Raw genomic sequence first — 19,506 nt, 5'->3', positions numbered from 1 at the left:
CCACGCCGTGCGCTATTCCTCGGGGTTATTCCCCGTGATAGAGCGCCTTGTCACCGTGCTTGAGCACATAACCCTTCCAGATAAAGAGGGTGTAGCCGCGACCCTGCCACGACCAGTTGCCCTCCGCACCTTGACGGGTCAGCGCAAGCAGCTCGCCGCTTGGTAGATGCAGTTCGGCCTGCGTCTGATCGGCATTGAACAGCACGAAGGCGCTGCTGGTCTGGCTGGTATCGGTCGGATTGAGCCGGATACCCTGCTCAAACAGGCGCACACATTTGCCAGTCAGCGCTGACCACTGATAGCCCGCACTGCCGATACAGCCGTGGCTGTTGCGATCGCCGCCCACCAGATGTTGTTCCGGTGTACTGCATGCCGCCAGCAGCAGAGAGGCGGCCATCAGGGTCAAGGTGCGCATGGTTACTCCTGCAGATCCCGTTCGATGACGATGTTGGAGAATCCCAACTCTTTGAAGTAGTTCTCCTGGTAATCCTTCACGCTTTTCTTGTCACGGCGACAAACCTGAGCCAGCTGGGCCTCCATGGCGTGAAAACTGGTAAGATCCAGCCCTTCGGCAGCGGCGATGGCGTCGTAGATGCTGCGGAACTTGTCGTTCGCGTAGCCGATCTCTTTGGCCTGTTTTTTATAGGTATACGTAATCTTAAATGCCATCTTGCCCTTCCTTCTTCGATTTGGCTTGCTTGCGCTGGACGTAGAGGTAGAGGCTTTCGACCTTCTCCCGAGCCCAGGGGGTCTTGCGCAAGAACTTCAGGCTGGACTTGATGCTGGGATTATCGGTGAAGCAGCGGATATTGATCTGCTGCCCCAGCTCTTCCCAGCCGTAGTGTTCGACCAGCGCGGTGACGATGGCTTCCAGCGTCAGCCCGTGCAGCGGGTTGTTCTTCTGCGAGGCGTTCGGTTGTTCGCTCATGCCTGCTCCGCCAGCTTGGCAAAGGGCTGACCCATACGGGTGGTGACCCCGTTGGCCAGATGCGGCTCGAAACCGGCCAGCATGCCCGGGCCAAACAGGCAGACGACAGTACTGCCCAGTTTGAACAGCCCCATCTCGGCACCTTTTTGCAGGGTAATGGCCTCGTCGCCAGTGTAGTCCCAGCGCACCACCTTCTTCTCTTTGGTCGGCGCAATGTTGCCGGCCCAGATGGTCTCGATGCTGGCCACGATAGTGGCACCGACCAGCACCAGCGCCATGGGGCCGTGCGGAGTGCGGAAGGTGGCGACCACACGCTCGTTGCGGGCAAACAGGTTCGGCACGTTCTCGGCGGTGAGCGGGTTGACGGAGAAGAGATCCCCCGGCACGAACACCATGCTCTCCAGTACACCGTCCAGCGGCATGTGGATGCGGTGGTAATCCTTGGGCGCCAGATAGATGGTGGCGAAGTCGCCATCCTTGAACGGCGCAACCAGATCCTCATAGCCGCCCAGCAGCTCGCGGGCGCTGTAGTCGTGGCCCTTGGCCTGAATGATGCGACCCTGCTGGATGGGGCCAAGCTGGCTGACGGTGCCATCCACCGGCAGGGCCAGAGTCATGGCATCTTCTACCACGGGGCGGATACCGGGCTTGAGCTCGCGGGTGAAGAACTCGTTGAAGCTCTTGTAGTGGGCCGGGCTTTCGTGCAGCGCCTCGCTCATGTCGACCTGGTACTGCTTGATAAAAGCCTCGATCACCCTGGTGGTGATATTGCCCGCTTCGGCGGCGGCAAACTTGCCGATCAGACGGGAGAGGGCGTGCTTGGGCAGACAGTATTGACCGGCAATTTTCAGGTTGTCAGTAATGCTCATGTTCATCATCAACGTAGGTTAAACAGGGTCACAGGCGCGCCTGTTGGCGACCGTGACGGGCTTCCTGCATGGTTTCCAGGATGCGGTGATAGTTGTGGAAGCGATCGGCGCTGATAGCGCCCGCGTCGACCGCGGCGCGCAGGGCACAGCCGGGATCGTCCTTGTGGGTACAGTCGCGGAACTTGCAGCCACCCAGATAGTCGCGGAATTCGACGAAGCACCAGGTGATGCGGTCGGCTTCCAGATGCCAGAGGGCGAACTCGCGGATCCCGGGGGAGTCGATGAGATCGCCACCGCTCGGGAAGTGGTAGAGCCGCGCCGTGGTGGTAGTGTGCTGGCCGAGCCCCGAGTTTTCGGAGATCTCGCCTGTGAGCACATCCAGCCCCGGCATCAGGGCGTTGGTGAGCGAGGATTTGCCCACCCCGGACTGGCCGACGAAGATGCTGATCTTGTCGGTGAGCTTGGCTTTCAGCTCATCAAGCCCTTCACCGCTCTCGCAGCTCACCAGCAGCACCTCGTAATTGAGCTTGCGGTAGGTTTCGAGCTGGAGCTCGATGCGCGCTCTGGCGGCATCATCAAGCATATCGACTTTGTTCAGCACGATGAGGGGGCGGATCTCCACATCCTCGGCGGCCACCAGATAGCGGTCGACGATGTTGGTGGAGAACTCGGGCATCACCGCCGAGACGATGATGATCTGGTCGATGTTGGCGGCGATGGGTTTGACCCCGTCGTAGAAGTCCGGTCGGGTCAGTACCGAGTGGCGCGGATGCACCGCCTCGATGACGCCGGCGATGGCGGCATTGAGGCCGGGACGCCACACCACCTTGTCGCCGCACACCAGACTGCTGATGCTGCTGCGCCGCAGGTTGCTGCGGTGGATGGTGCCATCGCTCGCTTCCACGTCTGCGTGCTGACCAAAACGGCTGATCACCACCCCTTCGATGGCCGGGCCAAACAGGGTGTCATCCACCTCTGTGGTGTGCTCTTTTTGCAGCCGACGCTCGCGGTTGGCCTGGACGCGTCTTTGTTGACCCAGATTGAGTTTTGCTTTCTTTGCCACTCGATTCGCCAGTTTATGAACAGATCCAAAGCCAGTATGATACATGCAAATTGGCAAAATTCCGCCATTCCTCCCAATAGAGAGAGCAATCATGACAGTCAGCGCGCAGAACCTGGTATGGATCGACATGGAGATGACGGGTCTCGACCCCGAAGAGAACGTGGTACTGGAGATTGCCACCATAGTCACCGACAAGGATCTGAACGTACTGGCCGAAGGGCCGGTCATCGCCATTCATCAGAGTGATGAAGAGCTGGCCAAGATGGACGACTGGAACGTCAACACCCATACCAAGAGCGGTCTGGTGGCCCGGGTCAAGGCGAGCCAGCACGACGAGGCGAAAGCCGTTGCCGAGACCCTCGACTTCATTCGCCAGTGGGTGCCGGAGCGCACCAGCCCGCTGTGCGGCAACAGCATCGGTCAGGATCGCCGCTTCATGGTCAAGCACATGGCCGAGCTGGAAGCCTTCTTCCACTACCGCAACGTCGACGTCAGCACCATCAAGGAGCTGGTACGCCGCTGGCAGCCGGAGTTGCTGGATCAGTTCAAGAAGAGCGGTACCCATCAGGCGCTGGACGATATCCGCGAATCCATCGCCGAGCTGCAGTTCTATCGCAGCCACGTCTTCAAGATCTGATTCCCCGGCAAGGGTTTGTCATACTCTGGCTGCTAAAATCGACAGTTCGGCCAGCTTTTGAGCGAACGCGCGCAACCAGACAAAAAAGCCCTTGCAATTGGAATGACTGCTCTTATAATTCGGCTCCCGTACAGTAGCGCAAGCAACCAAATGCTGTACGCCCTGTTTTAAGGTAGTTGCGGGAATAGCTCAGTTGGTAGAGCACGACCTTGCCAAGGTCGGGGTCGCGAGTTCGAGTCTCGTTTCCCGCTCCAAAAATCTGATGATGACACTGGTGCAAACCAGCCCGATGCGGGAATAGCTCAGTTGGTAGAGCACGACCTTGCCAAGGTCGGGGTCGCGAGTTCGAGTCTCGTTTCCCGCTCCAATCATCAGTCAGCCTCAAGACAACCAAATTGTTGCGGGAATAGCTCAGTTGGTAGAGCACGACCTTGCCAAGGTCGGGGTCGCGAGTTCGAGTCTCGTTTCCCGCTCCAAAAAATTTGTAAGTGATATTCCGATGCGGGAATAGCTCAGTTGGTAGAGCACGACCTTGCCAAGGTCGGGGTCGCGAGTTCGAGTCTCGTTTCCCGCTCCAATCACTTGCAGATGACATTCTGTTGCGGGAATAGCTCAGTTGGTAGAGCACGACCTTGCCAAGGTCGGGGTCGCGAGTTCGAGTCTCGTTTCCCGCTCCAAACATTTGTAAGTGACATTCCGTTGCGGGAATAGCTCAGTTGGTAGAGCACGACCTTGCCAAGGTCGGGGTCGCGAGTTCGAGTCTCGTTTCCCGCTCCAATCACTTGTAAATGACATTCTGTTGCGGGAATAGCTCAGTTGGTAGAGCACGACCTTGCCAAGGTCGGGGTCGCGAGTTCGAGTCTCGTTTCCCGCTCCAATCTCTCTTCGAAGTTTTCATAACCCCTTTGAATTGCCCTTCACATCGCGCTGCGATGCTTTGTCGTATCTGGCGTTTACTCAGCGCGTCTCTACCACCTCCTGCCAACAGGAAGGGGATGTGGGCTCATGGTGCGGATTGTACGAGGCAAGCGGTTGTGACAGGTGGTGGGAGGCGAGAATTGCGGGCAAAAAAGAGGAGGGGCCTTGGCTCCTCCTGCATGATTCACTGGCGCGGGCTTAGACCAGAGTAACGTTTTCAGCCTGAGGGCCTTTTTTGCCCTGGGTCACAGTGAACTGGACTTTTTGACCTTCAGCCAGGGTTTTGAAACCGGTGCTCTGGATGGAGGAGAAGTGAACGAATACGTCCGGACCTTGGGATTGTTCAATAAAGCCAAAACCCTTGGTTTCGTTGAACCATTTTACCTGGCCGGTGCGAATGTCAGACATGTGCTAAATCCTATCAATAACAAAATGAAACTAAGCCCGTGCTGGGCTGCATTTGCCTTGCAAGCAGGGGTTGGCTCATGACTGACCACGTCTCTTTGTCCCAGTAGCACGTAGAACAATCCCTGTCTAAAGCACAAACGATTGTACGTTAGCGCCGATCCTTGTCAATTTGACCCCTTTCGTTTTTTGAACAAGCTAAAAATATTGTGAAGTCAGTAGCTTATTTGAAGATATTTGACTGAAAAAAACGGGAGGCCAGCGCCTCCCGTTTTTGTTATTCCTTGAGGGCGAACCCTTCGCCCTGCCGGTCGTAGCGGTAAACCGCCTGACCGTAGGAGCGGATCTCCACCCGCTGGATGCGGCGGGTGTCGTCCACCAGGATGAAGATAGAGCGGCCCGATTGCAGGCGGGTCAGGGGGCGATCCGGCCCCTCGATGGCGATCAGGCGGCTCAGCTCGGCACCTGGCAACTCGAATTTGCGCCAGATGGAGTAGAGGGTCTCACCCGCCTGCACATCGTGTTGCAGCCAGGTGCCGTTGACCTTCTCTTCGACCGGCTTGGCAGCCGCGGGCGCACTGCCTGCTGCGCCACTACCGACAGTTAGAGCTTGAGCAGGTACGGCCAGCGGCACTTCCAGCGAGCCGGAAGGGGCTGCTTTGGGAACGGATGGTGCCGGCTCCCAGGCCAGTACCAGCAACCAGAGCGGGATCAGGATCAGCAGACCTATGGTGTTTTTGCGGGGCAGCGGGCTGGACAGCTTGAATTTGCCTGCTTTGGCATCCTGGCGGCGTTGGCCGAGGTTGCTCATCCCTTGGCCAAAACGTTGGCGCAGGGACAGGGTCGCGGCATTGATGCGATGGAGCAGGGATCCTTGTGATTCGTCTTGGCGACGCTGCTGGGCTCGTCTGTTATGGCCTCGTGGGCGACGGTCCGGGGTGGGCACGGCATTTACCTCTCACTACATTGCCTGCCATCAGGCAAATTCGTCGCCTATGGTAAACGGACTCGCCCCCGAGGGGGAGAGTCCTGAGGCGGAAAATTATCAGCTGAGACGAAATTGACCCAATAATTGCTGCAATTTGTCGGCCGCCTGACGCAATGCCTGACTGGCTTTGGCCGTTTCGGTCGCATCCTGAGCAATGTCGTTGGCCAGTGCGTTGGTTTTTGACAGGTTGCCGGAGACGGTTTCGGAGACAGAGCTCTGCTCTTCGGCGGCGGAGGCGATCTGATAGGTCATGTCGTTGATGGTGGAGATGGCCTGGTAGATGCTGCCGAGCGCCTCTTCCGCCAGATCCGCCTCGCCCACCGCCTGATGGGTCAGCTGCTGGCTCTGGGTGATGGCGTTGACTGCATTGGTGGAGCTGAGGCGGATCTTCTCGATCAACTCCTGGGTGTTCTGCACCGCCTGCTGGGTATTGCCTGCCAGTTTGCGCACCTCGTCGGCCACCACCGCAAAGCCGCGGCCCTGTTCGCCAGCCCGGGCAGCCTCGATGGCGGCGTTGAGGGCCAGCAGGTTGGTCTGATCGGCAATCCCCTGAATGACGGTGAGTATGCTGGTGATCTGGGCGCTGTCGTGAGCCAGCCCTTCGACCACTTCGGCCCCTTTACCGGCTTCCGCCGCGACCTTGTGCATCGACTGGATCACCTGCTGGAAGCGCTCCTTGCCCTGATCGGCTGCGCCTTGCGCCTGTTTGGCCGAGTCGGCGGTGTTGTTGGCGTGGGTGGCGACCTCCTGGCTGACGTAGGACATCTCCTGCACCGCGGTCAGCATCTGCTCCATCTCCGCCTGATGGTGCTGAAGGTTGTTGTCGGTCTGGCCGGCGATGCGATCGGTATCACCGGCGTAGCGGTTCACCTCACTGGCAGTCTTGAGCACATCCCCGAGCAACCCTTGCAGCTTGTCGATAAAGCGGTTTATCCCCTTGGCGAGATCCCCCAGCTCATCCACCGAGCGGGTTGCGAGGCGCTTGGTGAGATCCCCTTCACCATCTGCGATGTCATCCACCAGGCTGACCATCTGACGGATGGGGCCGGTGATGCTGCGGGCAATCACCAGCATGGTGGCCAGCGCCAGCACCAGTACGATAACGGCACCCACCAATTGCTGGGTCATGGCTGCTTGGTTCATGTCGCTCAGCTGGCTTTCCAGTTGATCGGCCCCCGCCAGTACCACCTTGTAGGGCAGGGTGACGATGATGGCCCAGTTGCGGCTCATTCCCGGCACCATGATGGGGACGGAAATACGAAATGACTCGTCCAGCTCCTGACGCTGAATTTCCGGTTTCAGGTACTGCTGCCACTGGTTGCCCAGCACCTTACCTGCGCTGCTGCCGAGCAGGCTGGCATCGCCGCTGGTGCCGGTGATGACACCGGCAGCGCTGACGATCAGGGTTTCCCCCTTGCCGTCATAGATGTTGCTGTTGAGGGACTGTGCCTGACGGCTGATGGAGTCCACCGCCAGATCGAGCGCTGCGATCCCCTTGAACTGACCATTCACCATGATGGGGGTGGTGATGGTGCTCACCAGCACCTGCTGACCGTTGATATCCACCTTGAAGGGATCGATGAGGCAAGAGCGTCCTTCCCGTTTCGGGCAGGCGTAGTAGTCGTTGGCGGGATTGCCGAATTCGTCCGGGTCGGTTTTTTCGATGGAGAGCAGCAGATCGGTGCCGATTTGATCCTTGTCGCGATAGAAGTAGGGCACGAAGCGCCCCTTGTCATCACTGCCCAGCGCACTCTGGCCAGCAAAGCTGGCATCCTGACCGTCGAAACCGTTGGGCTCGAAGCCGGCGAAGGCGCCATAAAGCTGGGGCTCCAACGCCAGTTGTGCCTTGAGCAGGTCGGTCGCCTGCTGGCGATCCAGCGGCAGTTTGCCCTGTTGTTGCAGGGCGAGGGCGCTGGCCATCTGCTGGGTGTAGGAGAGCCCTTTTTGCAGCAGTTGGGTGATGGTGGCCGCCTCGGCGCGGGCATTGGCGCTGACCTTCTGCCATGCCTCCTGCTGCAGCGCTTCACGGCTGGAGCTGATGGTGAGTTGTTGGGTCTGTTGGCCGGAGTATTGGTTGAGCAGGATCAGGATGACCAGGGCTGCGGTCATGGCGATCCCGGCCATCACTAGAATGCGATTCTGGATAGAACGGAACTGCATCGTCTCTTCCTTGTTCGTGAGAAGTGTGGTGAGCGTTGTTTGGGTATCGACCGGAGGAGGCAGCTCTCCAGCATTGTGCATAGCAAATCGGAAACGGGGCTTCGGTTTTGCGATCCTCTTCAAATATCGGGCTACAGATGCAAATGGCGACAGATTTAATCCCCTACTTTAGCCCGCAATGGCGTCATGGTTTTCCCATCCGTGATTGTCGGTGCTAAAATGCGACGGTTTTTTCTAACGAATTGGCCCAAGGCCCTCTACACAAGGCTTAAAGATGAAAGTCAAAACCCGTTTTGCTCCCAGCCCGACCGGCTTTTTGCATGTCGGCGGTGCCCGTACCGCACTCTATTCCTGGTTGTTTGCAAAGAACCAGGGCGGTGAGTTCGTGCTGCGTATTGAGGATACCGACCTGGAACGTTCCACTCAGGAGGCGATCGACGCCATCATTGAGGGCATGGAATGGCTGGAGCTGAACTGGGATGAGGGCCCCTACTACCAGACCAAGCGCTTCGATCGCTACAACGGTCTGATCGACGAGATGCTGGCCGATGGCCGCGCCTACAAGTGCTACTGCTCCAAAGAGCGTCTGGAAGCGCTGCGTGAAGGCCAGATGGCCAACGGCGAGAAGCCCCGTTATGACGGAAAGTGCCGCGACCACGCCCACGATCACCCGGCCGATGCGCCGCACGTGATTCGCTTCCGCAACCCGACCGAAGGTTCCGTGGTGTTCGATGACCATGTCCGTGGCCGCATCGAGTTCGCCAACACCGAGCTGGACGATCTGATTATCCGCCGTACCGACGGCGCGCCGACCTACAACTTCTGCGTAGTGGTCGATGACTGGGACATGGAGATCACCCATGTGGTGCGTGGTGAAGACCACATCAACAACACCCCGCGCCAGATCAACATCTACAAGGCGCTGAACGCACCGGTGCCGGAGTTTGCCCACGTCTCCATGATCCTGGGTGATGACGGTGCCAAGCTCTCCAAGCGCCACGGTGCCGTTTCCGTGATGCAGTACCGCGATGACGGCTACCTGCCGGAAGCGCTGCTGAACTATCTGGTACGTCTGGGCTGGTCCCACGGCGATCAGGAGATCTTCACCCTGGAAGAGATGATCAAGCTGTTCAGCCTGGATGCCATCTCCAAGTCCGCCTCTGCCTTCAACACCGACAAGCTCTTGTGGCTGAACAACCACTACATGCGCAGCCTGGATCCGGCCTATGTGGCCAAGCACCTGGCCTGGCACATGGAAAATCAGAAGATCGACACCAGCAATGGCCCGGCACTGGCCGAGGTAGTCACCCTGCTGGCCGAGCGCTGCAACACCCTGGTCGAGATGGCCGCGCAGAGTCGCTATCTGTTCGAAGATTTTGAGGCGATCGACGAAGCGGCTGCCAAGAAGCACCTGCGTGGCGTCGCTGCCGAGCCGCTGGCTCTGGCCAAGACCAAGCTGGCGGCCCTGGAGAGCTGGACCACCGAGGCGCTGCACGAGCTGATTGAAGCGACCGCCGCCGAGCTGGGTCAGGGCATGGGCAAGGTTGGTATGCCGCTGCGTGTGGCCGTCACCGGCCTAGGCCAATCTCCTGCCATCGATGCCGTGATGGCACTGGTGGGCAAAGAGCGTGTACTGGCGCGTATCGACCGCGCACTGGCTTACATCGAAGCCCGCATGGCTGCCGAGTAAGTGCTGCCGAGGTGGCAGGCGAGGGGATAACCTCGCTCTGCCATATGCTGAATAGCAAAAATCCGAAACCACAGGTTTCGGATTTTTTTATGGCCTGCGTACAGGCCGAAAAACTTTGGATAAAAAAACGCCAGTCAGCTGACTGGCATTTTTATTAGGACAGAGTGCCGCTTAGTGGCTGTCGACCCAGACGAACTTGAGCACGAACAGCAGGGCGACCACCAGCACGCAGGGGTTGATTTCGCGCCAGCGGCCGGTGCCTGCCTTCATCACGCAGTAGGAGATAAAGCCCACGGCGATCCCCTCGGTGATGGAGAAGCTGAACGGCATCATGACGGCGGTCATAAAGGCCGGTACCGCTTCGGTCAGATCTTCCCACTTCACCCGGGTCAGCTCGGAGCACATCAGCACGCCCACATAGATAAGGGCGCCAGCGGCGGCGTAGGCCGGCACCATGGCGGCGACCGGAGAGAAGAAGATCGCCAGCAGGAACAGCATGCCGACCACGATGGCGGTCAGACCGGTACGGCCGCCGACGGCGACGCCGGAGCTGCTCTCGATAAAGGCGGTAACCGAGGAGGTGCCCATGAAGGCGCCGCCGACGGAACTGACGCTATCGACCATCAGCGCCTGTTTCATGCGCGGGAAGTGGCCCTTGTCATCGGCCAGCTTGGCGCGGTTGGTGACGCCGATCAGGGTGCCGGAGGAGTCGAACAGGTTGACCAGCATAAAGGAGAAGATGATCCCGGCGAGGCTGATATCGAGCGAGCCCATCAGATCCAGCTGGCCGAACACCGGTTCGATGCTGGGGGGCATGGAGACAAAGCCCTTGAAGGTGACATCGCCAAACAGCCAGCCCAGACCCGTGGTGACCACGATGGCGATCAGCACGGCGGAGTGGACGCCGCGGGCGGAGAAGATGCAGATCAGGAAGAAACCGAGTAGACCCAGCAGGCAGGGCAGGGAGGTGAGGTTGCCCACGGTCACCATGGTGGCCGGGCTCGCGACCACAATCCCAGCGTTGTGCAGGCCGAGCAGGGCGATTAGCAGACCGATACCGGCGGTGATGCCGACCCGCAGGGTGAGCGGGATGTTGCCGATCAGCCAATAACGCACCCGCAGCAGGGTGAGGATCAACAGACCCATGGCGCCCCAGAAGATGGTGCCCATGCCCACTTGCCAGGAGTAGCCCATACCTGCAACCACCACGAAGGCGAAGAAGGCATTGAGGCCCATGGCGGGGGCCAGCGCGATCGGCAGGTTGGCCAACAGGCCCATCAGGATGCTGCCGATACCGGCGATGAGGCAGGTGGTGACGAACACGGCCTGGGTGTCCATGCCCGCCGCAGAGAGGATCTGCGGGTTGACGAACACGATATAGACCATGGTCAGGAATGTGGTGATACCGGCAATCACTTCGGTGCGGGCGGTAGTGCCATGGCCTTGCAGGGCAAACAGGCGCTCAAGCAATCCTTGCCCGGCAGCCTGATTGGCAGCTTGGTGTTGTTGATTCATGTTGGATTCCAATAGGTGACGTGAAATAAGCAGCAGGGGAACGGGCTATCCCATCCATGCGGGGTAAATTGCCCTTTTTCTGGCGGTTAAGTAACCAGACTCGTCCTGATACCGTGACAGCGCGCACATTTTTACACAGGCGGCGCCGTTTACAAACCCCGGATCTGCGAAGCAGATCAATGAATAGAGTAAAAATTCAAACGTTTGCTTTTTGAGCATGATAAAAGGTTCTCAGCAGAGAACCTTTTATCGAAAATTGGGGGCTTACAGGGTTTTGAAGTAGCGCTCGACCAGCTGGGCCAGTACCGAGTCGAGCCGGTCTTGCACTTCACCCAGTTCACGGCCGAAGCGGCGCAGAAAGAGGCTTGCCTGCTCTTCGGTCAGCTTGCGCCCCTCGATAAAGAACTCCTGCTCAGGCAGTTGCTTGTCGTAGCGGGGGATCAGCACCCAGCTCACCAGCTCGGGCTCCACGGCGGCAAAAATCTTGGCGGCAGCAGCACAGAAGGTCTCTATGTGCTCCTTGCCATCCGGCCCGAGGCAACCCGGTTCAACCCGGATCTGGATGGTGAGTTTTTTCTCTATGGGGGTCGTCATCGTGCTACATCCATGCAAAGGCATCCGTCTAGGATTGTAAGTCAAAAGGCAAGAGAAAGGGGAGCCGAAGCTCCCCTCAACACGCAGTCAGCCCTATTTGGCGATGCGCTTGTACTTGGCGCGATGGGGCTGGATCGCCTCGGCGCCGTAGGTCTTCTTCTTCCACTCTTCGTATTCGGTAAAGTTACCTTCGAAGAACTCGATCTTGCCCTCATCCTGATAGTCGAGGATGTGAGTGGCGATACGGTCGAGGAACCAGCGGTCGTGTGAGATGACCATGGCACAACCCGGGAACTCCAGCAGGGCGTTCTCGAGGGCGCGCAGGGTTTCGATATCCAGATCGTTGGTCGGTTCATCCAGCAGCAGCACGTTGCCGCCGGTCTGCAGCAGCTTGGCCAGGTGCAGACGACCGCGCTCACCACCGGAGAGTTCGCCAACCCGCTTCTGCTGGTCGGAACCCTTGAAGTTGAAGCGGCCGATATAGGCGCGGCTCGGGAACTCGTAGTTGCCGATGCGCAGGATATCCTGACCGTCAGCGACCTCTTCGAAGACCGTCTTCTTGTCATCCATGCTGTCGCGGAACTGATCGACAGAGGCCAGCACCACGGTTTCACCCAGGGTGATGGCGCCGGAATCCGGCTGCTCCTGACCCGACATCATGCGGAACAGGGTCGACTTACCGGCACCGTTCGGGCCGATGATGCCGACGATGGCACCCTTCGGAATGGCAAACGACAGATCGTCGATCAGCACCCGATCACCGTAGGATTTGCGCAGGTTGGCCACTTCCACCACCTTGTCGCCGAGGCGCGGTCCGGGCGGAATGAACAGCTCGTTGGTCTCGTTGCGCTTCTGGTAGTCGTTGGTGTTGAGCTCTTCGAAGCGAGCCATACGGGCCTTGGACTTGGCCTGACGCCCTTTCGGGTTTTGACGAACCCACTCCAGCTCTTTCTCGATGGACTTGCGACGGGCCGCTTCGGAACTGGCTTCCTGCGCCAGACGGGCGTCCTTCTGCTCCAGCCAGGAGGAGTAGTTGCCTTCCCACGGGATACCCTCGCCGCGGTCCAGCTCTAGGATCCAGCCTGCCACATTGTCGAGGAAGTAACGGTCGTGGGTGATGGCCACAACAGTGCCTTCATAGTCGTGCAGGAAGCGCTCCAGCCAGGCCACGGATTCCGCATCCAGGTGGTTGGTCGGTTCGTCCAGCAGCAGCATGTCCGGCTTTTCCAGCAGCAGACGGCAGAGCGCCACACGGCGGCGCTCACCACCGGAGAGGTGTTTGATCTTGGCATCCCAGGCCGGCAGGCGCAGGGCATCGGCCGCACGCTCCAGCTGGTTTTCCATGTTGTGGCCGCCCTGGGCCTGGATGATGGCTTCCAGCTCGCCCTGTTCGCGGGCCAGCTTGTCAAAGTCGGCATCCGGGTCGGCGTAGGCCGCATAGACCTCGTCCAGACGGGCCATGGCGCGCTTCACCTCGCCAACGGCCTCTTCGACCGCTTCACGTACGGTCTGCTCCGGCTCCAGCTTCGGCTCCTGTGGCAGGTAGCCGATCTTGATGCCGGGCTGCGGACGGGCTTCCCCTTCGATCTCGGTGTCGATGCCCGCCATGATGCGCAGCAGGGTCGATTTACCGGCGCCGTTCAGACCCAGCACGCCGATCTTGGCGCCCGGGAAGAAGCTCAAGGAGATGTTCTTGAGAATATGACGCTTGGGCGGCACTACCTTGCCGACCCGGTTCATGGTGTAAATAAATTGAGCCATTGGCTAATTCTCTTCCTTTTCAGCAGGTTAATGTCTTGGCATTAACAGACTGATGTCGTGGTGGGGCCAGGTCGACACAGGTCAACCGGGTTCCAAAAAACCCGTCGATTGTAAACCAACGGACGAGGGGGGGCAAAGGTGGCACCCGGCTATGTCCCCCCTTTGCCGCAGCGGTCACGCCTTGCTGCATCAGCCGTGCAATTTGGGCATGATGTGGGCTGCCGTTTTGTTCCGGAGCCGTCATGAAACTATCTCCTCAAGCCCCCTCACTGGCCGCCTTTCTCTGCACAATGGGATTGGACGCCGCGCTGAGCGAAGCCATCAGCCTGCGCTTGCCACGGCAGACACTGCGCGCCGGTCAGGTGCTGTTGGCGCAGGGGTCAGAGCAGGAAGCTGCCTTCTATATCGAAGCGGGCATCGCTCGCGCCTGCCACTACACCCGGGACGGACAGGAGCGCTGCAAGGAGTTCTACTTCGAAGGGGAGCTCTGCCTGCTCTATGACAGCTGGCTCACTGGGTCGCCCGCCCGCTACCAGCTGGAGGCGCTGACGGAGTTGCAGGTAGTTCGGGTGCCGCTCGCCCTGCTGGAAGAGCCCGCCTGGCAGCCAGTCTGCATGGCCCTACTACGCCAGCAGCTCGGTTACAAGGAGCGCAAGGAGGCATTTTTGCTGCTCCACTCTCCCGAGGAGCGTTATCGGGAGCTCTGCCACACCTTCCCTCACTGGCCTGCGCGGCTCACTCAGGTGCAGCTCGCCAACTACATCGGCATCAGCCCGGTCACCCTGTCACGGATCCGCAGGCGCATTAACACGGGTTAATGCCGCTCTCCGACCATCCCCTCATGCTGCGCCATCCAAATGACGGATGAGGTGTGGATGATGTCGCTGTTTCTGTGGTCGCAGCTGGTGGTGAGCCTGGCCTTGTTGCTCGATCTGTTGTCGTTTCAGTTGCGGGATCGCCGCAGGATCCTGGCCTGTCTGGCCCTCTCCTGCGCCCTCAATGCCGGTCACTTTGCCCTGCTCGGGCAGTGGTCGGCCGCCAGCCTGTTGCTGCTGGCCAGCATGCGCTTTCTGGTCAGCATCTGGCTGGTTCGCCGCATCTTGATGTGGTTTTTCATGGGGTTGGCCTGTGCGGCGGCGCTGGCGACCTATCAGGGCCTGCTCTCATGGATCGGGCTGCTGGCGAGCTTGCTGCAAACCCGGGCCGCGTTTTGCCCGGATGATCGCCTGTTGCGGCGCTGGATGCTGCTCGGCACCCTCTGCTGGCTGGGTAACAACTTGCTGGTGGGCTCACCGGTGGCCGTGCTGATGGAGGGGCTGTTTCTGATCAGCAATCTGGTGGGTTACTACCGCCACTATGGCTTCGATTATTGGGGGCGTGGCCGCCACTGTGGCCGCAGAAAGAGGTGTGTGCCTCCTTCCGAGCGGGCGAGCTCCTGACCTCCCGCTCAGGGCTGCTTGTGGCCAGCGAAGTAGAGCACCCGTTTCACATACTCCTGCGTCTCGTCATAGGGCGGGATCCCGCCATAGCGTTCCACCGCTTTTTCCCCGGCATTGTAGGCTGCCGAGATCAGTACCCAGTCGCCATCGAAGCGGCGATCCAGCCACTTGAGATAACTGACGCCACCCTTGATGTTCTGGGCTGGATCGAATGGCCGGGTTACCCCGAACCGTTGCTGGGTTTCGGGGATCAGCTGCATCAGCCCTTGGGCATTCTTGGGGGAAACGGCACGGCTGTTGAGATTGGATTCGGCGATGGCAATCGCCAGTACCAGCCGGGCATCCACCTTATGGTGTTTGGCGGCGTGGCGCAGCATGCTGACCAGTTTTTGCTTGGCGGGGGGCTGGCGGGCAACCCAGGAGTCGACATTGAAGGGGGTGGAAGGGAGCCCGGCCAGATAGCCACCCTGACCGCCATGGATCCCGATGCCACACCGCTCCCCCATAGGGGCATTGCCGATGCGGGCGTTGTAGTAACGGGCGGCCTGTTGGTTACCAAGGCGCATTGCCATGGCGAGATAACTGTTGGCCAGCTTGGCGCTGCGAACCGAGGCGGGGCCGGTGGCGAGCAGGCGACCGATCCGGAAATATCCTTCAGGGTTGCCGGTGCTGGCGGCGACACAGTAGAGGGCGATGGCTTTTTGCAGATTGCCGTGTTGCTGGGCCACTTGACCCTGCTTGATCGCCGTCAGCGCCTTGGGGGCCTGTCTGAAATCCCTGCCTTGTGCCATCGCCCGCGGCGTACCTGCCAGTAACAACGACAAAAAAAGCAGCAAAAACAGTCCGTTTTCGCTGATGTGCCTCATGGGTTATCTCCTGTTTGAGTACAGAAGATATAGAGGAACATGGCTGCTATCGCCACGAACCCAGTGGATCCTGTTGTTATAGCCGGTTGATTTCAGAGAGCAAAACGGTATGGAACTAACGGCATCTCGACCGTTTCACACCTTTTTTCATCCGGTTAAAAGTCGTGGTGATACTCCTGCTCATCCAGCACCGTGGGAGGAAGCGCGCGATAGAAGCTGCCAATTTCGCTGACAACCCAGAGCGAAAGCAGGGCCAGCAGGCTGAGCAGGGGAAGCAGAGAGTGGCTCTGGGTCAGGGCATAGGCCGCAATGGCGGCACCGGTCAAAAGCAGGGTTCGGATCATGAGGTGGCTCCTTGTCGTCATGGGGGTGTTGCGTGGCCACGGACAGAGCGCCTGGGGTCGGGAGTTGTTCCCGGGTGGCACGAAGCGCGCTGAGTATATCGCGTCATGCCGCTGCCGATCCGTGGTGTCATCACACTTTCCATAGTCATGGGTTTCGTATCGAGTTGGGCCCCGCCAGATGCGGGGCCAGTAATGGTTTGACGGTCAGAAAAAACTGCCGTTGTTATCGTCACTGTCGGCCCAGCCGCCACTCAGGTTATCGTCGTCGAGAAAACTGCTGCCAACATCGGGAGGTGAATCCCAGCCGTCCCAGCGTACCGGTTCCGCATCGACCGGATTGGCGATGGGCGCTGGCTCTATGATGTCGATGATCTCCTCGGGCCGATTGTTGTGAAACAGTCCGCCGATCATATCGGCCAGCATCACGCCACCGGCCACACCGGCGGCGGTTTGCAGGGCGCCCCTAAAAAGGAGCTGGCACGGGACGCGGGCTGGGCAGAAGCGGTTGCCGGTGGTGGCGTAAAGCGCGGGGGCGGGCTGCTTTCGCTACCAAACAGGCCGGAGAGAAAACTGCCACCACTTGGGGTGCTCTGGCTGGCTTCCAGCTCCTTGACCCGCTCGTTGAGGCGAGTAAGGGCTGCCTGCTGAATTAGCAGCGCCTGGGCCATGTAGTAGGGGGCATCGGGCTGCTGGGCCAGATGTTGGCGGATCAGCTGATCCGCTTGTTGGTCTCGCTTGCTATCCCTGGCTTGCGCTTGCTTGAGGCGGTCGAACAGTCCATCGATCAGACCCTGTTCCTGTTGTTGCATCTCAAATCCTCGCTATGGTGCGCAGACAGTGCGTTCAGCCATCCTAAAACCCGCGGGGCATCAGTGGTATCTGATTAACTCATCAATGACCGAGGGGCTACCCGCGCTCGTCAGCGGCGGGCCGGTAGTAGTCGAGAAACCAGCGGACAAACTCGGCAACCCCCTGCTTGAGGGGGGTAGCGGGGCGCAGGCCGGTGAGGGTGTGCAGCGGCTCGCTGTCGGCCCAGGTTGCGTGCATGTCGCCTGCCTGCATCGGCAGCATCCGCTTGATGGCGGGCTTGCCGATGGAATCCTCCAGCGCCTCGATAAAATCGAGCAGCCGCACCGGCTGGCCGTTACCGATATTGAGGATGCGGTAGGGGGCGGCGCTCTCGGCCGCGCTCTGCTCGCTGGCGCGCCAATCGGAATTGGGGCGGGGCGGCTGATCGGCCACGGCGAGGATCCCCGCGACGATATCGTCTATGTAGGTGAAGTCGCGGCTGAGATCGCCGTGGTTGTATACGTCGATTGGCTCGCCCGCGAGGATGGCGCGGGTGAACTTGATGATGGCCATGTCGGGCCGCCCCCAGGGGCCGTAGACGGTAAAGAAGCGCAGCCCTGTGGTGGGCAGGCCATAGAGCGCCGAGTAGGCGTGGGCCATCAGCTCGCCACTCTTCTTGGTGGCGGCGTAGAGGGAGACCGGGTGATCCACCTGCTGCGCGGTGGAGTAGGGCATCTGCTCCCCCATGCCATAGACCGAGCTGGAGGAGGCGTAGATGAGGTGCTGAATCCCGTGGTGACGACACCCCTCCAGCACCGTCAGCATACCGGTGAGGTTGCTGTCGGCATAGGCGAACGGATTGTCGATGGAGTAGCGCACCCCCGCTTGCGCCCCCAGATGGATCACCCGTTCGAAACCATGACGGGCAAAGAGAGCCGCCATCGCTTCGCGATCCGCCAGATCCAGCCGCTCGAAGTGAAAATGGGGGAAACTGGCCAGCTGGGCCAGCCGCGCCCCTTTCAGACTCACCTCGTAGTAGTCGTTGAGGTTATCGAGCCCCACCACCCTATGACCTGCGGCGCACAGCTTGCTGGCCACATGAAAACCGATAAAACCGGCGACGCCGGTAACCAGATAGATCATGGTTGGGTCTCCGGGTTGCAGCTGGTGTTGGCAGGCTGCTTTTTGGCGGGAAGATGTGGCCGCCCGATGGCGTGATAGTCAAACCCGAGCTCGCTGAGCTGGCGCGGGTCATAGAGGTTGCGGCCATCGATGATGACAGGCTGGTTGAGCAGCGCTTTCAGCTGCTGGAAATCGGGGGCGCGAAACGCCTGCCACTCGGTGCAGATCAGCAGGGCATCAGCCCCTTCCAGTGCCGCCTCCTGAGTCGGGCAGAGCAGCAGATCCGCTCGCTGGCCGAAGATCTGGTGGGCGCGCTCCATCGCCTTGGGATCAAAGGCCTGCACCCGGCCACCGGCAGCCCAGATGGCGGCCAGCAGCGGGCGGCTCGGCGCATCGCGCATGTCGTCGGTGCCGGGTTTGAACGCCAGCCCCCACAGGGCGAAGGTGCGGCCGCGCAGATCCGGCCCGAAGCAGGTCCGCAGGGTTTGCGCCATCTTCTGTTGCTGGCGCTGGTTGACCTGCTCGACCGCCGCTAAAAGCGGGGCGTCGCAGCCGACGCTCGCCGCGGTATGGCGCAACGACTTGATATCTTTGGGGAAGCAGGAGCCGCCATAGCCGCAGCCCGGGTAGATAAAGTGGTAACCGATGCGGGGATCGGCCCCCATCCCCTGGCGCACCGCCTCTATATCGGCCCCCAGCTGCTCGGCGAGGGCTGCCATCTCGTTCATAAAGGAGATCTTGGTGGCCAGCATGGCGTTGGCGGCGTATTTGGTGAGCTCTGCGCTGCGCAGATCCATCACCACGATCCGGTCGTGATTTCGGTTGAAGGGGGCGTAGAGGGCGCGCAACTGCTCAAGCGCCCGCTCGCTGTCACAGCCGATGATGATGCGATCCGGCCGCATGCAGTCGTTGACAGCCGCCCCCTCCTTGAGAAACTCGGGATTGGCGGCCACCTCGCAGGTGAGGGTCAGCCCACGTTCGGCCAACTGTAGCTCAATGTGTTCTTTTACTTGCTGCGCCGTGCCGACCGGTACTGTGCTCTTGGTCACCACCAGCTTGGGGCTGCTCATCAGTCGGCCTATGGTGTCGGCCACTGCCAGCACATGTTGCAGATCGGCCGAGCCATCCTCGTCAGCCGGGGTGCCCACGGCGATCAGCAGCAGGTCGGCGTGTGCCACGCCAATGGCGGGATCGACCGTGAAGCTCAGGCGGCCGCTGGCCAGATGGCTCTCGACCAGCGGGGCCAACCCCGGCTCATAGAAGGGGATCTGCCCCAGCCTGAGGGCGGCGATCCGTTCATCATCCACATCCACGCAGCAGACCTGATGGCCCACCTCGGCCAGAACGGCGGCCTGCACCAGCCCGACATAGCCTGTGCCAAAAATGGTGACCTTCATGAAAAGAGCCTCGTGCTGTGA

19 protein-coding genes, 7 tRNA genes and 1 pseudogene are annotated in these 19,506 nt (G+C 60.1%); 11 read left to right on the top strand and 16 right to left on the bottom strand.

What is annotated here, in order from left to right; translation table 11 throughout:
* Positions 1–25 precede the first annotated feature (25 nt).
* The 5 genes from ACTG2B_RS17240 to rsgA are packed head-to-tail and all read right to left on the bottom strand — an operon-like array spanning position 26 to position 2,860.
* Positions 26–415: a hypothetical protein gene (locus ACTG2B_RS17240; protein ID WP_429202828.1), complete on the bottom strand. Its 390-nt coding sequence runs from the start codon at positions 413–415 to the stop codon at positions 26–28.
* Between the two features lie 2 nt (positions 416–417).
* Positions 418–669, bottom strand: coding sequence for a DUF2960 domain-containing protein (locus ACTG2B_RS17235; RefSeq protein ID WP_005338984.1), 252 nt, complete (start codon positions 667–669; stop codon positions 418–420).
* Positions 659–928, bottom strand: a complete 270-nt coding sequence (locus ACTG2B_RS17230; protein ID WP_439996494.1) for a VF530 family DNA-binding protein — start codon at positions 926–928, stop codon at positions 659–661. Before ACTG2B_RS17230 ends, ACTG2B_RS17235 begins: the two co-directional genes overlap by 11 nt.
* Positions 925–1,797 (bottom strand): archaetidylserine decarboxylase, encoded by an 873-nt coding sequence (gene asd, locus ACTG2B_RS17225; protein WP_041234352.1) that lies wholly within the window; start codon positions 1,795–1,797, stop codon positions 925–927. The genes ACTG2B_RS17230 and asd overlap by 4 nt, the downstream gene beginning before the upstream one ends.
* Before the next feature lie 28 nt (positions 1,798–1,825).
* Positions 1,826–2,860, bottom strand: coding sequence for a small ribosomal subunit biogenesis GTPase RsgA (gene rsgA, locus ACTG2B_RS17220; RefSeq protein ID WP_041233898.1), 1,035 nt, complete (start codon positions 2,858–2,860; stop codon positions 1,826–1,828).
* Positions 2,861–2,951: 91 nt separating this feature from the next.
* Here rsgA and orn point away from each other — a divergent pair, with 91 nt between their 5' ends.
* The 8 genes from orn (at position 2,952) to ACTG2B_RS17180 (ending at position 4,374) form a co-directional block, all read left to right on the top strand.
* A complete protein-coding gene (orn, locus tag ACTG2B_RS17215) occupies positions 2,952–3,497 on the top strand; it encodes an oligoribonuclease (protein WP_201994615.1) in 546 nt (181 codons plus the stop codon).
* 178 nt (positions 3,498–3,675) lie between these two features.
* Positions 3,676–3,751: transfer RNA gene (locus ACTG2B_RS17210), tRNA-Gly, on the top strand.
* Positions 3,752–3,788: 37 nt separating this feature from the next.
* Positions 3,789–3,864, top strand: a tRNA-Gly gene (locus tag ACTG2B_RS17205).
* 33 nt (positions 3,865–3,897) lie between these two features.
* Positions 3,898–3,973: transfer RNA gene (locus tag ACTG2B_RS17200), tRNA-Gly, on the top strand.
* Between the two features lie 25 nt (positions 3,974–3,998).
* Positions 3,999–4,074, top strand: a tRNA-Gly gene (locus ACTG2B_RS17195).
* A 24-nt stretch (positions 4,075–4,098) separates the two neighbouring features.
* Positions 4,099–4,174: transfer RNA gene (locus ACTG2B_RS17190), tRNA-Gly, on the top strand.
* Positions 4,175–4,198: 24 nt separating this feature from the next.
* Positions 4,199–4,274: transfer RNA gene (locus ACTG2B_RS17185), tRNA-Gly, on the top strand.
* A gap of 24 nt (positions 4,275–4,298) precedes the next feature.
* Positions 4,299–4,374 (top strand) — tRNA-Gly (locus ACTG2B_RS17180).
* Between the two features lie 239 nt (positions 4,375–4,613).
* Here ACTG2B_RS17180 and ACTG2B_RS17175 read toward each other — a convergent pair.
* From ACTG2B_RS17175 to ACTG2B_RS17165, 3 genes are all read right to left on the bottom strand, one after another.
* Positions 4,614–4,823, bottom strand: a complete 210-nt coding sequence (locus ACTG2B_RS17175) for a cold-shock protein (protein WP_005338972.1) — start codon at positions 4,821–4,823, stop codon at positions 4,614–4,616.
* Between the two features lie 274 nt (positions 4,824–5,097).
* Positions 5,098–5,766 carry a LysM-like peptidoglycan-binding domain-containing protein gene (locus ACTG2B_RS17170; RefSeq protein ID WP_323914500.1) on the bottom strand — a complete coding sequence of 223 codons (669 nt, stop codon included), beginning with the start codon at positions 5,764–5,766 and terminating at the stop codon, positions 5,098–5,100.
* A 99-nt stretch (positions 5,767–5,865) separates the two neighbouring features.
* Positions 5,866–7,968 (bottom strand): methyl-accepting chemotaxis protein, encoded by a 2,103-nt coding sequence (locus ACTG2B_RS17165; protein ID WP_439996493.1) that lies wholly within the window; start codon positions 7,966–7,968, stop codon positions 5,866–5,868.
* Positions 7,969–8,242: 274 nt separating this feature from the next.
* Between ACTG2B_RS17165 and gltX the strand changes: the two genes are divergently transcribed.
* Positions 8,243–9,658 carry a glutamate--tRNA ligase gene (gene gltX / locus ACTG2B_RS17160; protein WP_439981371.1) on the top strand — a complete coding sequence of 472 codons (1,416 nt, stop codon included), beginning with the start codon at positions 8,243–8,245 and terminating at the stop codon, positions 9,656–9,658.
* 171 nt (positions 9,659–9,829) lie between these two features.
* Here the strand turns inward: gltX and ACTG2B_RS17155 are convergent, their stop codons facing one another.
* The 3 genes from ACTG2B_RS17155 to ettA form a co-directional block, all read right to left on the bottom strand.
* Entirely contained in the window at positions 9,830–11,173 is a 1,344-nt protein-coding gene (locus ACTG2B_RS17155) for an NCS2 family permease (protein WP_439996492.1), read from the bottom strand.
* A 264-nt stretch (positions 11,174–11,437) separates the two neighbouring features.
* Entirely contained in the window at positions 11,438–11,767 is a 330-nt protein-coding gene (locus tag ACTG2B_RS17150; RefSeq protein WP_005343410.1) for a hypothetical protein, read from the bottom strand.
* A gap of 93 nt (positions 11,768–11,860) precedes the next feature.
* On the bottom strand, positions 11,861–13,528 hold the full coding sequence (ettA, locus tag ACTG2B_RS17145; protein ID WP_005338959.1) for an energy-dependent translational throttle protein EttA: 1,668 nt from the start codon (positions 13,526–13,528) through the stop codon (positions 11,861–11,863).
* 242 nt (positions 13,529–13,770) lie between these two features.
* Between ettA and ACTG2B_RS17140 the strand changes: the two genes are divergently transcribed.
* Together ACTG2B_RS17140 and ACTG2B_RS17135 are read left to right on the top strand one after the other, a co-directional pair.
* Positions 13,771–14,346 carry a Crp/Fnr family transcriptional regulator gene (locus ACTG2B_RS17140; RefSeq protein ID WP_064337235.1) on the top strand — a complete coding sequence of 192 codons (576 nt, stop codon included), beginning with the start codon at positions 13,771–13,773 and terminating at the stop codon, positions 14,344–14,346.
* 57 nt (positions 14,347–14,403) lie between these two features.
* Positions 14,404–14,967, top strand: coding sequence for a YgjV family protein (locus tag ACTG2B_RS17135; protein ID WP_181003219.1), 564 nt, complete (start codon positions 14,404–14,406; stop codon positions 14,965–14,967).
* A gap of 8 nt (positions 14,968–14,975) precedes the next feature.
* On the opposite strand, the gene ACTG2B_RS17130 is transcribed toward ACTG2B_RS17135, so the two are convergent.
* The 5 genes and pseudogenes from ACTG2B_RS17130 to ACTG2B_RS17110 form a co-directional block, all read right to left on the bottom strand.
* Positions 14,976–15,833 carry a lytic transglycosylase domain-containing protein gene (locus tag ACTG2B_RS17130; protein WP_439996491.1) on the bottom strand — a complete coding sequence of 286 codons (858 nt, stop codon included), beginning with the start codon at positions 15,831–15,833 and terminating at the stop codon, positions 14,976–14,978.
* A 155-nt stretch (positions 15,834–15,988) separates the two neighbouring features.
* On the bottom strand, positions 15,989–16,177 hold the full coding sequence (locus ACTG2B_RS17125) for a hypothetical protein (protein ID WP_160881516.1): 189 nt from the start codon (positions 16,175–16,177) through the stop codon (positions 15,989–15,991).
* A 204-nt stretch (positions 16,178–16,381) separates the two neighbouring features.
* Positions 16,382–16,986, bottom strand: a pseudogene (locus ACTG2B_RS17120) (DUF2076 domain-containing protein).
* A gap of 97 nt (positions 16,987–17,083) precedes the next feature.
* Positions 17,084–18,109 carry an NAD-dependent epimerase gene (locus tag ACTG2B_RS17115; protein ID WP_439996490.1) on the bottom strand — a complete coding sequence of 342 codons (1,026 nt, stop codon included), beginning with the start codon at positions 18,107–18,109 and terminating at the stop codon, positions 17,084–17,086.
* On the bottom strand, positions 18,106–19,485 hold the full coding sequence (locus ACTG2B_RS17110) for a UDP-glucose dehydrogenase family protein (RefSeq protein WP_439996489.1): 1,380 nt from the start codon (positions 19,483–19,485) through the stop codon (positions 18,106–18,108). Before ACTG2B_RS17110 ends, ACTG2B_RS17115 begins: the two co-directional genes overlap by 4 nt.
* Between the last annotated feature and the right edge of the window lie 21 nt (positions 19,486–19,506).

This window comes from Aeromonas sp. 30P, assembly GCF_051919805.1.
Classification (GTDB): domain Bacteria; phylum Pseudomonadota; class Gammaproteobacteria; order Enterobacterales; family Aeromonadaceae; genus Aeromonas; species Aeromonas veronii.
This window is presented reverse-complemented; position numbering and strand designations above follow the sequence as displayed.